The 14,253-nt window shown below is 70.6% G+C and carries 11 protein-coding genes; 6 read left to right on the top strand and 5 right to left on the bottom strand.

Annotated elements, in window-relative coordinates; genetic code table 11:
- The first annotated feature begins 12 nt into the window (after positions 1–12).
- Entirely contained in the window at positions 13–1,188 is a 1,176-nt protein-coding gene (locus ACLJQ7_RS07305) for a serine hydrolase domain-containing protein (protein WP_410647365.1), read from the top strand.
- 82 nt (positions 1,189–1,270) lie between these two features.
- Here ACLJQ7_RS07305 and ACLJQ7_RS07300 read toward each other — a convergent pair whose 3' ends face one another.
- Positions 1,271–1,699, bottom strand: a complete 429-nt coding sequence (locus ACLJQ7_RS07300; RefSeq protein ID WP_410647862.1) for a MarR family winged helix-turn-helix transcriptional regulator — start codon at positions 1,697–1,699, stop codon at positions 1,271–1,273.
- Between the two features lie 123 nt (positions 1,700–1,822).
- Between ACLJQ7_RS07300 and ACLJQ7_RS07295 the strand changes: the two genes are divergently transcribed.
- Positions 1,823–2,629 carry a dioxygenase gene (locus ACLJQ7_RS07295; protein WP_410647364.1) on the top strand — a complete coding sequence of 269 codons (807 nt, stop codon included), beginning with the start codon at positions 1,823–1,825 and terminating at the stop codon, positions 2,627–2,629.
- Here ACLJQ7_RS07295 and ACLJQ7_RS07290 read toward each other — a convergent pair.
- A complete protein-coding gene (locus tag ACLJQ7_RS07290) occupies positions 2,626–3,792 on the bottom strand; it encodes an MFS transporter (protein ID WP_410647363.1) in 1,167 nt (388 codons plus the stop codon). The genes ACLJQ7_RS07295 and ACLJQ7_RS07290 overlap by 4 nt on opposite strands.
- Before the next feature lie 92 nt (positions 3,793–3,884).
- Between ACLJQ7_RS07290 and ACLJQ7_RS07285 the strand changes: the two genes are divergently transcribed.
- The gene (locus tag ACLJQ7_RS07285; RefSeq protein ID WP_410647362.1) at positions 3,885–5,075 is read left to right on the top strand and encodes an ROK family transcriptional regulator; all 1,191 of its coding nucleotides are present in this window, start codon (positions 3,885–3,887) and stop codon (positions 5,073–5,075) included.
- Positions 5,076–5,154: 79 nt separating this feature from the next.
- On the opposite strand, the gene ACLJQ7_RS07280 is transcribed toward ACLJQ7_RS07285, so the two are convergent.
- Both ACLJQ7_RS07280 and ACLJQ7_RS07275 read right to left on the bottom strand, forming a co-directional pair.
- Positions 5,155–8,634 carry a PE-PGRS family protein gene (locus tag ACLJQ7_RS07280; RefSeq protein ID WP_410647361.1) on the bottom strand — a complete coding sequence of 1,160 codons (3,480 nt, stop codon included), beginning with the start codon at positions 8,632–8,634 and terminating at the stop codon, positions 5,155–5,157.
- Between the two features lie 195 nt (positions 8,635–8,829).
- Positions 8,830–9,846, bottom strand: coding sequence for a hypothetical protein (locus tag ACLJQ7_RS07275; RefSeq protein WP_410647360.1), 1,017 nt, complete (start codon positions 9,844–9,846; stop codon positions 8,830–8,832).
- Between the two features lie 269 nt (positions 9,847–10,115).
- Here ACLJQ7_RS07275 and ACLJQ7_RS07270 point away from each other — a divergent pair, with 269 nt between their 5' ends.
- The 3 genes from ACLJQ7_RS07270 to ACLJQ7_RS07260 are packed head-to-tail and all read left to right on the top strand — an operon-like array spanning position 10,116 to position 13,131.
- Positions 10,116–11,312: an AI-2E family transporter gene (locus tag ACLJQ7_RS07270; protein ID WP_410647359.1), complete on the top strand. Its 1,197-nt coding sequence runs from the start codon at positions 10,116–10,118 to the stop codon at positions 11,310–11,312.
- Positions 11,309–12,475, top strand: coding sequence for a MacS family sensor histidine kinase (gene macS, locus ACLJQ7_RS07265; protein ID WP_410647358.1), 1,167 nt, complete (start codon positions 11,309–11,311; stop codon positions 12,473–12,475). Before ACLJQ7_RS07270 ends, macS begins: the two co-directional genes overlap by 4 nt.
- Complete coding sequence (locus ACLJQ7_RS07260; RefSeq protein ID WP_410647357.1) at positions 12,472–13,131, top strand: response regulator; 660 nt, start codon at positions 12,472–12,474, stop codon at positions 13,129–13,131. Before macS ends, ACLJQ7_RS07260 begins: the two co-directional genes overlap by 4 nt.
- Before the next feature lie 10 nt (positions 13,132–13,141).
- Here ACLJQ7_RS07260 and ACLJQ7_RS07255 read toward each other — a convergent pair whose 3' ends face one another.
- Positions 13,142–14,179, bottom strand: a complete 1,038-nt coding sequence (locus tag ACLJQ7_RS07255; protein WP_410647356.1) for a hypothetical protein — start codon at positions 14,177–14,179, stop codon at positions 13,142–13,144.
- Positions 14,180–14,253 lie beyond the last annotated feature (74 nt).

Genomic DNA, 14,253 nt, shown 5'->3' with positions numbered 1-14,253 from the left:
AACGTGGTCGCCATGAACAAGACACCGAAGACCTTCCGCCACATCGGCCTCACCGCGCTGGCCGCCGCACTGCTGACCGGGGTCGCCGTGCCGACGGCCTCCGCCGGCCAGGACCGCCCGGAACTGCGACAGATCGCCCAGGAATTCGTCGACGCCGGGTTCGGCGGGATGCAGCTTCGCGTCCGCGACGCGCGAGGCGAATGGACCGGCAGCGCCGGGGTGCGCGAGCTGGGCGGGACCGCGAAACCGCCGACCAACGGCCACTTCCGCGTCGGCAGCACGTCGAAGAACTTCACCGCGACCCTGGTGCTGCAGCTCGTGGCCGAGGGCAGGATCGGGCTCGACACCCCGGTCGCCGGTTTCCTTCCCGAGCTCGGGCTGGACTCGCGGATCACCGTGCGGATGTTGTTGCAGCACACCAGCGGGCTGTTCAACCACACCGGCCAGTACCACCCGGACGGGACGGTCACGCCGGGAATCCCGTGGGCGGGCAAGGAATGGGTGGACAAGCGGTTCCACACCTACCGGCCGGCGGAACTGGTCCGGCTGGCGGTGTCCAAACCCCCGGTCTTCGAGCCGGGCGGTGGCTGGAGCTACTCCAACACCAACTACGTGGTGGCCAGGCTGCTGGTCGAAAAGCTCTCCGGCCGTCCCTTCGCCGACGAGCTGGACCGGCGGATCCTGCGGCCGCTCAAACTGCGGGACACCTTGTCGCCGGGCGCGTGGCCGGGGATGCCGAAGCCGTACGCCCACGCCTACTACCGCTATGAGGACGCCGGGCAGTGGAAGACGATCGACATCACCCACCAGAACCCGACGTGGATCTCCAGCGCCGGCGACATGATCTCGACGACCAAGGATCTCCAGACGTACTTTTCCGCGCTGCAGAGCGGAAAGCTCCTCCCGGCCCGGCTGATGGCCGAGATGCGCGAGACGCACCCCGGCAGCGAAAGCCTTTACGGTTTCTACGGTCTCGGGCAGTTCACCCAGGACTTGGGCCCGGGCTGCGGCACCGTTCTCAACCACAACGGCGGCCTCAACGGTTACGGGGCGATGATGTACAGCTCGCCCGACGGCAGCAAGACGCTGACCGCGTCGGTCACCGCGGGCGCTTCCGAGAAGGACCCGCTGCCGTCGTTCCCGGCGGCGCTGGCCAAGCTCGTCCGGACGGTGTTCTGCGGCAAGTGAGCGAGACCTGGTCAGCGCGCCCGCTCGGCCGGCCGCTCGATGACGAACCGCTGGTCCGCGACCCCGGCGAGCTCCTGGTCGACTACTTCACGCCGAGTGCCCCGTAGTTCCGGACGAACGCGGTCAGGAGCCGCGCGAACTCGCGGCGGTCGTCGTCCGTCCAGTCCGCCATCGCCTCGGCGAACACCGAGCGGCGGAATTCGTGCATACGCGTCACTTCGGCGCGGCCGGCTTCGGTGAGCACGAGGACGGCGCGGCGGCCGTCGCGCTGATCGGCTTCGCGCCGGAGGAAACCGTCCTCGACCGCGCGGGCGACGAGACGGCTCGCCCGCGGCTGGTCGATGGTCAGCGCCGCCGCGAGACTGGTGACGGTCCCCGGTTCGCTGCTCTCCCCGGCCGCCTCGACGGCGTCGAGTAGCCCCTGAATCGCCTGGTCCGGCATCGTTTCGGCGCGGTCGCGGGCGAGTTTCGACAGTGATCGCCTCGCCTGGCTCCGCCGGATGGCGATCATCGCGCGTTCCACGTCGGCCACGGCATCGCTGTTCACAAGTCGAGTATCCCCGCCGCGGAATAACGCGGAACCGGACGGCGTCGTCTATCCTGGTAGTTGAAAGTTCAAACACCTGGAGCTGACATGACGCCGGTGCTCTACCTCAGCCACGGCGCGCCGCCGCTCGCCGACGACGCCACCTGGACCCGCCAGCTCGCCGGCTGGTCGGCGGACCTCGAGAAGCCGAAGGCAATCCTCGTCGTCTCGGCGCACTGGGAGGAGGCGCCGCTGACCCTCGGCGCCACCACCGCGGTGCCGCTGGTCTACGACTTCTGGGGTTTCCCGGATCGCTACTACCAGGTGAAATACGCCGCACCCGGCGCTCCCGACCTGGCGGACAAGGTGCGCAAACTCCTGCGCTCGTCCCAGACCCCGGTGCACGACGCGCCCGATCGCGGCCTCGACCACGGCGCGTACGTCCCGCTCGTGGAGATGTACCCGGACGCCGACATCCCGGTGCTGCAGGTGTCCATGCCGTCGCTGGACCCGCGGGAGCTGTTCGACCTCGGCCGGAAGCTCGTGCCGCTGCGCGACGAAGGCGTGCTGATCATCGGCAGCGGCTTCTTCACCCACAACCTGAGCGCACTGGGCCAGACCGACGGCACCGACGGGGCACCGCCGTCCTGGTCGAGCGAATTCGACCACTGGGGTACGGAAACCCTGCGCGAAGGTGACCTCGACGCGTTGCTGGACTTCCAGCACAAAGCACCCGCCGCGGCCATCGCGCACCCCAGGATCGAACACTTCGCGCCCCTGTTCGTCTCGCTCGGTGCGAGCTCTTCGAGAAATGGCGAGGCTGCGCCGATGAGTCCTCGGCGGGAATACGTACCTCGGACTGTCATCGACGGCTACTGGTACGGCCTCGCCAAGCGTTCCCTCCAATTCGACTAACGGGTTCGAAGGACGCCGGCGCCCGCCACCAGGCCGAGCGCCAGCAGCGTGACCACCGCGAACGACACCGTCAGCGACGTCAGGTCGGCGATCCCGCCGATCAGCGACGGCGCCACTAGACCCGACGAATAGGTGATGGTCGCGACGCCCGCGATCGACTGGCTCGGCGTCGGCCCGCTGCGTCCGGCCGCCGCGAAGGCGAGCGGCACGACGACGGAGACGCCGAGCCCGATCAGCGCGAAACCGGCCATCGCCATCACCGGATGGACGGCGAAGACGACCAGCAACCCGCCCATGGTCGCGAAGGCGCCACCCGCGCGGACGGTGTTGACCGAGCCGAAGCGCCGCACCAGCGCGTCGCCCGAGAGGCGGGCGACCGCCATCGTGCAGGTGAACGCGGTGGTCGACGCCGCCGCGATCCCCGGCGACGTACCGAGGACGTCACGCAGGTAGACGGCGGACCAGTCGAGGCTCGCCCCTTCGGCGAAGACGGCGCAGAACGCGACCGCGCCGATGATCACGGCCGACTTCGGCGGCAGCGCGAACCTCGGGGGCGGATTCTCGTCCGGTGCGCTGCGGACGTCGAAGACGCCCTGGCAGATGAGCGCGCCGGCGACGGTGAGCACGGCCGACGCGATCGCGAAGTGGATCCGGGCGTCCAGCCCGGCGTGCGCGGCGAGCGTGCCCGCGGCGGAGCCGACGAGCGCACCCGTGGTCCACAAGCCGTGCAGCCCCGACATGACCGACTTGCCCATCCTCTCCTCGACGTCGACGCCGAGGGCGTTCATCAGCACGTCGGAGGTACCCGCCGCGGTGCCCATGACGAACAACGCGAGACACAGGGTGACGAGGTTCCCCGCCAGGGCGGGGAGGATCAACGCCAGCGTCCAGTACGCGAGCAGCAGCCGGAGCCCGAGCCTGCTGCCGAGCCGGTGCCCGATCCGCGCGGCGAGCGGCATGGTGAGCGAGGCACCGATCGCGGGGAAGGCGAGCGCGAGGCCGAGTTGGCCCGCGCTGATCCCCGCGTGTTCCTGGATCCACGGGATCCGGGTGGCGAAACTGCCGGTCACCGCGCCGTGCACGGCGAAGACGGCGGCCGTGGCGATCCGCGCCTGCCGCACCCGCCGCGTCGGCCCGCCGACGGTTTCCACTGTGTTGGTCACTGGGCCCCCAAAGGTCCATGAAACGACTCGACGGGCGTTAGCGTAAACTATCAGGAAGGGAACCTGATAATTAATTCTGGGAGGATCTGCCGGTGAGTGTCATCCGGATGCCGTCCGCCTCCCCGAGCACGGCGCGTGCCATCAACGACCGCCTCGCTCTCGACCTGCTTCACCGCGAAGGCTCACTGACGGCCGCCCAGCTCAAGACGTTGACCGGGCTTTCCCGGCCGACGGTCGCGGACCTCGTCGAACGCCTCCAGGACGCCGGGCTGATCGAGATCGTCGGCGAGGCGGGCGCGGAACGCCGCGGCCCGAACGCGAAGCTGTACGGCATCGTCGCCGAACGCGCGTACCTCGCCGGCCTCGACGTCCGCACCCACGGCGTGGCCGTTTCGGTCGCGGACCTGCTGGGCCGGACTCGTGCGGCGGCCTCGCTGCCGTTCGACCTGGACGTCGATACCGACGTTGCCGTCGAGCGGGCGATCGCGCTGCTGAAGACCACCACCGCCGAGGCGGGCGCGACCGCGCTGCACACGATCGCCGTCGGGGCTCCCGGTCTGGTCGACCCGGCGACCGGTGGCCTGCGGCACGCCGGTGGATTGCCCGCGTGGCACGGAAAACTCGTCGACGAACTCCGGCGACGGCTCGGTGTCCCGGTGCTGCTGGAGAACGAGGTCAACCTCGCGGCCGCCGCCGAACAGCGGCTCGGCGCCGCTCGCGACCGGGACACGTTCGTGTTGCTGTGGCTGGGTTTCGGCGTCGGCGCGGCCGTCGTCCTCGACGGTTCCCTGCGGCGGGGCGCGTCGGGCGGCGCGGGGGAGATCGGGTTTCTGCCGTTGCTGGGCCCCGGACGGCTGCCGACGGCGACCGACTGCGACGGCGGCTTCCACACCCTCGCGGGCAGCGCCGCGATCTGCGAACTCGCCCGCGCGCACGGCATCCCGGCTTCGTCTGCCGACGACGCCGCGGCGGCCGAAGCGGCCGTCGGATACGCGATCGACGCGAACGCCGAGGAGTTTCTGGAGATCGTCGCGGAGCGGTTCGCGATCGGTGCCGCCGCGGTCACCGCGGTCCTGGATCCGGGTTGTCTCGTGCTGGGCGGGGAGGTCGGCCGGGCGGGCGGTGACGCGCTGGCGGCCAGGGTGAGCCGTCGGCTCTCGGAGATCTCACCGCTGCCGACCGAGGTCCGGGCGGGGACGGTCGGCGGAGGCGCGGTGCTGGAAGGCGCGGTGCTGACCGCGATGGGCGCCGCTCAAGACGCGCTCTTCACCCCTGGGGGTTGAACAGCACACAAAGCGGGCCCGGAGTCAGTGACTCCGGGCCCGCTTCGGTTCATTCAGTGGCGCTAGCCGACCGGCAGGTTCACATGGTGTGGAACTTCTTGCCGGTCAGGGTGCCGATGAAGCGCTGGAACATGCTCAGCGGTGCCGAGTCGACGCCCGCCAGAGCCGGGACCTGCGCGGTCGGCAGCGCCGGGGTGCTGTTCACGACGGGCAGGGTGCCCGTGGTGGGCAGCTGCACCGGCAGTTCGCCCGCGGCCGGCAGGGTGCCGGCGGTGGGCAGCGCACCCGTGGTCGGGAGCTGCACCGGCAGCTTGCGCAGGGTGGGCAGCCCGCCCGCGGTGGGCAGCTGCACCGGCAGCTCGCCCAGGGTGGGCAGCCCGCCCGTGGTCGGGAGCTGCACCGGCAGCTCGCCCAGGGTGGGCAGCCCGCCCGTGGTCGGGAGCTGCACCGGCAGCTCGCCCAGGGTGGGCAGCCCGCCCGCAGTCGGCAGCTGCACCGGCAGCTCGCCCAGGGTGGGCAGCCCGCCCGCAGTCGGCAGCTGCACCGGCAGCTCGCCCAGGGTGGGCAGCCCGCCCGTGGTCGGCAGCTCGCCCGCGACCGGCAGGGTGCCCGCGGTGGGCAGCTCGTTCAGCGCCGGGAGGGTCGGCAGCTGCGCCGGCTTGGGGGCGTTCGCACGAGCGGCGTCACCGGGCAGACCCGGGGTCTTCGGCAGGGCCGGGACACCGGGCAGGGCCGGGGTGCCGGGCAGCTCGGGCAGGTCCGACTTCGGCAGCTGCGCCGGGATGCTCTGCAGCTGCTTCAGCGCGGTCAGGCCGGCCATCTGCACCGGGAGGGTCGCCATCTGGGGACCGTTGGCGCGGGCGCCACTGATCGCCGGGGTGGTCGGCAGGGCACCGAACGGCAGCGCGGGCAGCGCGTCGATCGGCATCTCCGAACCGACCGGGTCGGTGAAGATGCGGGTGAAGTCCTGCTCGTTGATCACGGTGGAGTCGGTCGAGTCCTCGTCCGCGATGGCCAGCACCGGGATCTCGAACTCGTTCAGCGGGATCACGAACATCAGCGGGTGGTGGAAGTTGAAGCCCGAGAGGGCCTCTCCGCTGCCTTCGGTGATGCTGTCGCCACCGGCCTGGCCGGTGATCATGCTGTCCGCGTCGGTCTCGGACACCGCACCCGCCGCCGCGATGGCGTTGCCGAACACCTCGGGGTCGACCGCGGCCGGGATGTCGAGGATGTTGCCGGAGAGCGATCCGTCGAGACCCGAGGTCTCCACGTCGCCACCCGAAAGGGCGTCGACGGTGTTGGCGCCTTCAGCGTCGGCGAGACCGGCGGCCGCGACCGCGTCGTGCGTGATCGGCACGATCGGCAGCGCCTGCACGCCGATGATGTTGCCCGAAACCGCGCCTTCGTCACCCGTGGTGGTGGCGTCGCCGCCGGCCTCCGACAGGACGTCGCTGACGCTGTCGCCCTCGGCGATGCCCGCGGCGGCGACACCGTGCCCGGTGAACGGGACGGCTCCGCCGATCGGCGTCTGGACGATGTTGCCCGCCAGCGCGCCTTCTTCACCGTTCGCGGTGGCGTCGCCGCCCGCGTTGGAGTCGGTGAGGTTCGTGCCCTCGCCCGAGGCGATTCCGCCGAGCACCCCGGCGAAGTTGTGCGCCTGGACCGGCAGCGAAACCGGGCCGTAGACCAGGTTGCCCGAACCCGCGCCACCGTCACCGGTCGCGTGGACGTCGCCACCCGCGTTGGAGGTGGTGTCACCGTCGGCGCCACCGTGGCCCTGGCCGATGAACGCGCCACCGATCCCGAACGCCTGCACCGGCAGCGAAACCGGCACGGTGCCCAGGTTGGAGCTGAGGAAGCCGTTGTCGTCGGCGGTGTTCCCGCCGCCGCCACCGGAAACGACCTTGGTCTCCTCGGCCGAGGCGGTGCTCTGACCGATGAACGAGCCACCGACACCGAAGACCTCGGCCGGAACGGCGGCCGGGACCTGGACGATGTTGCCCGAGCCGGACGAGTCGTTGCCGGTGGTGCCGTCGTAGGCACCCGCGGTCACGGTCTTCGTCTCGGACGCCTCGGCGGTCGCCTGTCCGATGTGCGAGCCGGCGACGCCGAACACCTCGGGAGCCAGCGCGGCCTGGGTGTTGACGATGTTGCCCGCGAGGGTGGAGTCGTCACCCGTGGTGTGGCTGCCGTTGCCGGCGTTCGCGTCGACGGTGTTCTCGCACGAGGCGACGTTGGCGTTGCCGATGTAGGTGCCCGCGATGCAGGTCACCTCGGCGGGAGCGGCCACCGCCGGGTCGACGATGTTGCCGCCACCGGCGGAGCCTTCGCCTTCGGAGCTGACGAAGCCACCGGCGTCGACGACGCTCGACTGGCTGGTGCCGCCGTCCGTGCCCGTGTTCGCGAGGCCGACCCAGCTGCCGGCCACGCCGCCGACGTTCGCGACGTCCGCGGTCTGCGGCACGACCGCGTTACCCGCGAGGAACGAGTCCTCGCCCTCGGTCTGCACGTAGCTGGGGACGTTGCTCCAGCCCGGGGTGGTGTCACCGGCGGTGGCGTCCGCCGACGAGCTGCTGTTCGAGTTCGCGAGCGAACCGTGCACGGCGCCCGCGTTGTCGTTGAACTTCACCGGCAGGGCGATCGGCACCGCGCCGACGTTGCCGCCGAGGGCGGACTCGTCACCGTCGGTCTCGACCCAGCCGCCGGAGGTGGCGTCGGTCTCGGCCTCGTAGCCGGAGCTGTTGGCGTTGCCGATGATCCAGGACGCGGCGTTGCCGGTGACCTGGACCGGGGTGGCGAACTGGCCGGCCAGCACGTTGCCGGACAGGGCGGAGCCCTCGCCGTCGGTGGTGATGTTGCCGGTCTCGGTGGTGCTCTGCTCGGCGGAACCGCCGACCACGCGGCCGGTGCCGCCGGCGAGCCCACCGGCGTTGCCGGCGATCTGCACGGGCAGCGCCCAGTCGAGGGCGACGACGTTCCCGGCGAGGCTGGAGTCCTCACCGGTGGTCTCGACGTCCTGGTTGTGCACCCAGGTCTGGTCGTGCGAGCCGCCCTCGACCTCGGCGTCGCCGATCACGCCGATGGCGTTGTCGACGATCTGGATCGGGACGACGACGTCACCGACGACCTTGTTGCCCTTGAGGATGTCGTCCGTGGTGGTGAACCCACCGCCGGTCATCCCGCCGCTGATCTGACGGCTCGAGTTCTTGGCCGCCAGCGGCGCCGGGACGGCGTGCTTGCCGGAAAGGCTGGGGAGCCCCCCGCCGATGCCGTCGGTGCTGCCGCCGGGCGAGGAAGCCGAGTCCAGCGCGTTCGAGGCGGGCTCGGTGACGGCCTTGGTGGAGACCTCACCCTCGTAGCCGGGGAGATCGGCCTGGCCGGCGGGCGTGCCAATGGCGTTGTTGTCGATCTGGACGGGAACGGTGAGGTTCGCGTCCAGCGGGGAGGCCGGGGTGTCGGGGTTGACCTGTTCGTCAGCCGAGGCGATGCCGGTACCCAGCATCAACAACCCACCCGTGACCAACGCGGTCTGGAGTCCGCGCTTTGCCCAGGATTGCATGGGGTTTTTCTCCTTCATTTCGGGTTCCCTTTCGGGTTCAGGGAGGTGCCTTCGCAACGCGGCACCAGAGGGGTGGAGCGATCGCGGGCGCGAGAATGCGCACCGCCGTTTCGCGGGGGGATCAGAAGCGGACGCGAAGCCGAACCCGGAATCGGGTGGCGTGAGGCGCGTCGGCTACCCCGCGGAGGGAGGTGTTCAGTCGGGAGTGACGCCGGGCTGCGAGCCCGGGGTGAGCGGCATGTACCGCGTGCCTGCCAGCGAGTAGCCGGTCAGGGAACGCTCGACGGCGGCGACGACCCAGGCGGGAACGCCGTGGGTCAGGCCGTCGAGGTGACCACCGGGGGCGGAGCCGCCGGGGACAGTCGGGATGGAAGGCGCGACGGGAAGCGGCGCCGGGGTGATCGGACGCGGGAAGTCACCGCGGTGACCGTCACGCGCCGGGGTGTCCTCGACCTGATCGAAGGCACCGTGCTGCTGCACGAGGGCCGGCATCGGGAGGACGGTTTCGACGGCAGCGGGGAACTGGGTCGTCGCCAGCTGCGCGAAGTCGGTGACCTGGTCACCGGCGCCGATGGTGTCCAGCGAGGAATCGGGGTTCACCGGCGTTCCGCCGACCGGGAGGCCGGGAACGAGGTCGCCGTGGCCGCGCGAGTCGAGCAGTTGCCAGACCTTGCGGCCGAAGTCCCGCGCCTCGGGCGACGGGGTGAACGTCTCGTCCAGCACCTGGCGGGTGTCCTGCGGCTTGCGCACGATGTGCTCGGCCGCGCCGAGGGTCCGCTTGACCGGGGTGACGACCGAGTCGTCCGTGAAGTCGGTGACCGCGGCGCTGACGCGCGTCGAGACCTCGTGCCGATCGGCGCGGATGTCGCCGCAGTGGCGCTTCGCGGAAACGGACCCCTTGTCGCCCGGCATCGACCACGTGGTGGCGTCCTGCTGGCTGTCGCCGCACATCGCTCCGGCGACATCGCCGGCGAACTTCGACGCGCCGTGGGAGGCGTCGGTCAAGCCCGCCGCGGTGGCGTCGGTGACCGGGGTGACGCTGGTTTCGGGAGCGGAGACCACCGGGGCGACGTCGGCCGAAGCGGAAGCGCCGGAAACGGCCCACGCGGCGGCGGAACCGGCGACGGCGCCGCCGAGCACGAACAGCGCACGCGAAGCGAGACGGCCGAAGCGCGCCGCGCCCCGCCCCTCGTTCTTCGCCGCGTTCGTCACTCGGTCTCCTGTCGCGTCGGTTGGTGCCTGCGGGACCGAGGTAAGCAAAGTACGGAGCGCTTGCGCGACTTCGAACCACCTTGATGGCACGATCGTGTGAAGAACACACGGTGTAGCCCGAAATCACGACCAGTGATCAGGGCTGGCGGAACCCGGTTATTCCGGAGTTGATCCGCAGGCGGTGTGTCAAGCGTCGCATCGGGCGAATTCGACCGTGCGCGTCACCGGAATGGTCGGGAAACGTCGCCCCGGACCGATACGGTGAGCGCGTGAGCGAGCCACAGCGCAAACAGCCGGAATTCGACCCGGCGAATCCGTTCCTCTCCGAATCCACCGAAGACGTCACCAACCTGGTGCCCCGCGGCCTGCGGATCGGTGCGGCGTTGTCGTGGCGCTTCATCGTGGTGATCGCCGCGCTCTACGTCATCGTGTTCCTGATCGGCTATCTGTCGGTCGTCGTGATCCCGTTGTCGATCGCGTTGCTGCTCGCGGCGCTGCTCGCGCCGGCGGTCTCCAAGCTGATGACGCTGAGATTCCCTCGCGGGCTCGCGGCCGGGATAGTGCTGATCGCCGGCCTCGCCGTCCTCGGCGGGCTGCTGACGTTCGTCGTCGCGCAGTTCTCCTCGGGCCTGCCCGAACTGCAGAAGCAGCTGACGGAGAGCCTCAACCAGATCAAGATCTGGCTCATCGACGGGCCGCTGCACCTGCGCCAGGAGCAGATCCAGGAGTTCATCAACCAGGCGATCAGCTTCCTGCAGAACAACCAGGCGTCGATCACCACGACCGCGCTCACCACCGCGGGCACGGTCGGCGAGATCGTCACCGGCTTCATCCTGACGCTGTTCATCCTCATCTTCTTCCTCTCCGGCGGCGACCAGATCTGGAAGTTCCTGGTCCGCGGGGTGCCGGGCCGCGTGCGGAACCGGGTCGACGCCGCCGGGCGGCGCGGCTTCGCCTCGCTGGTCAGCTACGTGCGCGCGACGGCGGCGGTGGCCGTGGTCGACGCGGTCGGTATCGGCATCGGGCTGGCGATCGTCGGCGTGCCGCTGGTGATCCCGCTGGCGACGCTGGTGTTCCTCGGCGCCTTCATCCCGATCATCGGCGCCGTGATCGCGGGCGCGGTCGCGGTGCTGATCGCGCTGGTGACGAAGGGCATCGTCGGCGCGCTGATCGTGCTGGCCATCGTCATCGGGGTCATGCAGCTGGAGAGCCATGTGCTGCAGCCGATCCTGCTCGGCCGCGCGGTGAAACTGCACCCGCTCGCCGTGGTGCTCGCGATCACCGCCGGTCTGGTCACCGCCGGGATCGCCGGCGCGTTGCTTTCGGTGCCGCTGCTCGCGGTGCTCAACGCGGGGATCCGGTCGCTGCTGCACGAACACGATCCCGATCCGGACGGAATCGACGTCCTGCGGGATCAGGCGGCACAACCGAGCGATTCCGGGGAAGAGTCCGAAGCCAAGTCATGACCGAGACCCCGCTCTGGCGCGCCGTCTCGGCGCTCGGCTCGCGGGACCCGGCCACTCCGCTGTGGCGCGGGGTGATCGTGCTCCGCGTGACGACGCTGCTCTTCGCGCTCGGCTCGTTCATCGTCCATTACGACGGCTACACGAATAAGTGGCTCGCGTGGACGTCGTTCGGCCTGATGACGGTGTGGACGGTCGTCAGCAGCGTGTTCTACGCGCGGCCGTCGAGCCGCTGGCCGTGGCTGGTGGGCGTCGATCTGGCGCTCACGGTCGCCCTCATGTTCACGTCGGCGTGGATCCTGACCACAGCGCAGTTCGACGCCAACATCCCGCTCATCACGACGGTGTGGGCGGCGGTCCCGCCGGCGGCCGCCGGCACGCGGTTCGGCGCGGTCGGCGGGGTACTCGCCGGGCTGGTGGTCTCGGTGGTCACCGGGCTGGTGCGCTGGCGGTTCGACGTCGACGTCGCGCGGGACGGCTTCCTGCTGACCGCGAGCGGGTTCGTGATCGGTCTCGCCGCGACCATGGCCCGCCGGTCGGCCGACGCGCTGACCAGGGCGTTGCGCATGGAAGCCGCGACGGCCGAACGCGAGCGGCTCGCCCGCTCGATCCACGACAGCGTCCTCCAGGTGCTCGCGCGGGTGCGCAAACGCGGCGCCGAATTCGGCGGGGAGGCCGCCGAGCTGGCGAAACTGGCCGGTGAGCAGGAGATCGCGCTGCGCGCGCTGGTCACCACCGAGCCGACGCATCCGAGCGAGAACGGGACCACCGATCTCCGTGCCGCGCTGCAGCTGCTCGCGACGCCGTCGGTGCAGGTCTCGACGCCCGCGGGCGAGGTCCAGCTGCCCGAGCACGTGACCGCGGAGCTGGTGGCCGTGGCGCGCGAGGCACTGTCGAACGTCGAGAAGCACGCGGGCGAAGACGCGCACGCCTGGGTGCTGCTGGAAGACCTCGGCACCGAGGTCGTCGTCAGTGTTCGCGACGACGGTCCGGGAATCGCTCCAGGCGTTTTGGAACGCGCGGCGGCCGAGGGACATCTAGGTATCGCGGAGTCCATCAAGGGACGCGTGCGGGATCTGGGCGGAAGTGCCGCCCTGGACACCGCGCCCGGCCAGGGCACGGAATGGGAAGTCAAGGTTCCAGTCGCGGCGAGGGGAAAGCGATGACCGGTGAGGCTCAGGTCTCGGTGATGGTGGTCGACGATCATCCGATGTGGCGGGACGGGGTCGCACGCGACCTGGCCGAGCACGGTTTCGACGTGCGGGCCACCGCGCCGGACGCGCCCGCCGCGGTGCGGATCGCGCGTACGGTCCGGCCCGACGTCGTGCTGATGGACCTCAACCTCGGCGAGACCTCCGGCGTCGACGCCACCCGGGAGATCACCTCGGAACTGCCGTCGACCAAGGTCCTGGTGCTCTCGGCGAGCGGCGAGCACAGCGACGTCCTCGAGGCGGTCAAGGCCGGGGCGTCCGGCTATCTGGTGAAATCGGCTTCGGCGAGCGAACTGGTGGACGCGGTCAAGCGGACCGCGGCGGGCGACCCGGTGTTCACCGCCGGACTCGCCGGGCTCGTCCTCGGCGAGTACCGCCGCATGGCCGACGCGCCGGACGACGGGCCCGCGCCGCCGCGGCTGACCGAACGCGAGACCGACGTCCTGCGCCTGGTCGCGAAGGGGATGACGGCGCGGCAGATCGCCGAGAAGCTCGTGCTGTCACACCGGACCGTGGAGAACCACGTCCAGTCGACACTGCGGAAACTCCAGCTGCACAACCGTGTCGAACTGGCCAGGTACGCCATCGAGCACGGGCTGGACGTGGAATAGCACCGACTGGTCAGCCCTGGGCGACGGCCACCACCCGCTGGTTCCGCTCGGCGGGCAAGGGCGTCTTGACGACCGTCCAGCTCGGCCGGTCGAGGCGCCAGTTCGCGACGACGTCGGTCGCGATCACCAGGTCGCCGGTCTCGGTCCACTCGATCGCGACCCGCTTGAGCTCGGTCGCGATCGGCATCGCGGGCGCGCGCGTCCAGGTCAGCGTGTCGAGGGCGAGCACCCAGACGTCCGCGGTCTGTGTCGCGGTCCCGGCCCAGGCCGGGTCGCCGAACAGCACGGCGACCTGGTAACCGTCACGGCTCGGCACCACCATGCCGGGCGCGCCGTCGGCCACCGGCCGCTGGACCCGGGTCCGTTGGTCGTTGCGCAGATCGAGCACGGAGAACTCGGTCAGTTCGGCGAGCAGCATCCGCTCCTTGGTGATCGCCAGCACCCGGGGGAACTGGTGCACGGCGCGACCGGTGGCGGGATCGATCAGCACGTCCTCGGCGCCGGCGGTCCCGCTGTTCACCGTGATCAACAGCCCCTTCGGTACCTCTTGGCGCACGGCTGTCGTGCAACTCGCCGGACGACCGCGATCGCGCTCCATGCCGAGCAGGGACACGAATTGGAGGCGGCACAGATCGTTGCCTTCGTCGCGGATCAACCAGACACCGCTCTCGTCGGCCGACGGGGCGACGCTGCGGGCCTTGCCCAGCTTCCACGGCTGGTTCTTGGGATCGCCGTAGACCAGCACTTCGGACGGCTCCAGGCACGACGGCCCGCAGCGGGCGGCCGACAGCACGACCGGGAACTTGCCGACGCGGAGGACGTCGTTGACCCGGTCTCCGGCCGGAGCGCCCGGAAGCGGGGTCGTGGCACCGGTGGCGGGATCGAGCATCGACGGCGGCGACGTCGTCATGATCAGGCGGAACCCCGCGTAGTCCACCGGCTCGCCGTTGATTTTCGACGGTGGCGTGGTGGTCGGCTCCGGATTGCCCGTCGGCGGCTTCGCCTCGCCGCCGAAACTGCAACCGGCCAGCAGGAGGACGGCCGCCACCAGGGCGGCACCGGGAAGAAATGCGGGTCTGTTCAGGGTATTTCCCCGATCTCGCGCGTGAGAATCGGTTCTAC

The sequence above is a fragment of the Amycolatopsis sp. cmx-4-54 genome (assembly GCF_046548895.1).
Classification (GTDB): domain Bacteria; phylum Actinomycetota; class Actinomycetes; order Mycobacteriales; family Pseudonocardiaceae; genus Amycolatopsis.
Note: the sequence above shows the minus strand (reverse complement) of the source record. Positions and strands in the feature narration are given on the sequence as shown.

What these genes read in the sequence shown, in the direction of transcription:
- macS (WP_410647358.1), top strand. Translation starts at nt 11,309, where the DNA reads ATGACCGAGACCCCGCTCTGGCGCGCCGTCTCGGCGCTCGGCTCGCGG.
- ACLJQ7_RS07280 (WP_410647361.1), bottom strand. Translation starts at nt 8,634, where the DNA reads ATGCAATCCTGGGCAAAGCGCGGACTCCAGACCGCGTTGGTCACGGGT.
- ACLJQ7_RS07305 (WP_410647365.1), top strand. Translation starts at nt 13, where the DNA reads ATGAACAAGACACCGAAGACCTTCCGCCACATCGGCCTCACCGCGCTG.
- ACLJQ7_RS07295 (WP_410647364.1), top strand. Translation starts at nt 1,823, where the DNA reads ATGACGCCGGTGCTCTACCTCAGCCACGGCGCGCCGCCGCTCGCCGAC.
- ACLJQ7_RS07260 (WP_410647357.1), top strand. Translation starts at nt 12,472, where the DNA reads ATGACCGGTGAGGCTCAGGTCTCGGTGATGGTGGTCGACGATCATCCG.
- ACLJQ7_RS07300 (WP_410647862.1), bottom strand. Translation starts at nt 1,699, where the DNA reads ATGATCGCCATCCGGCGGAGCCAGGCGAGGCGATCACTGTCGAAACTC.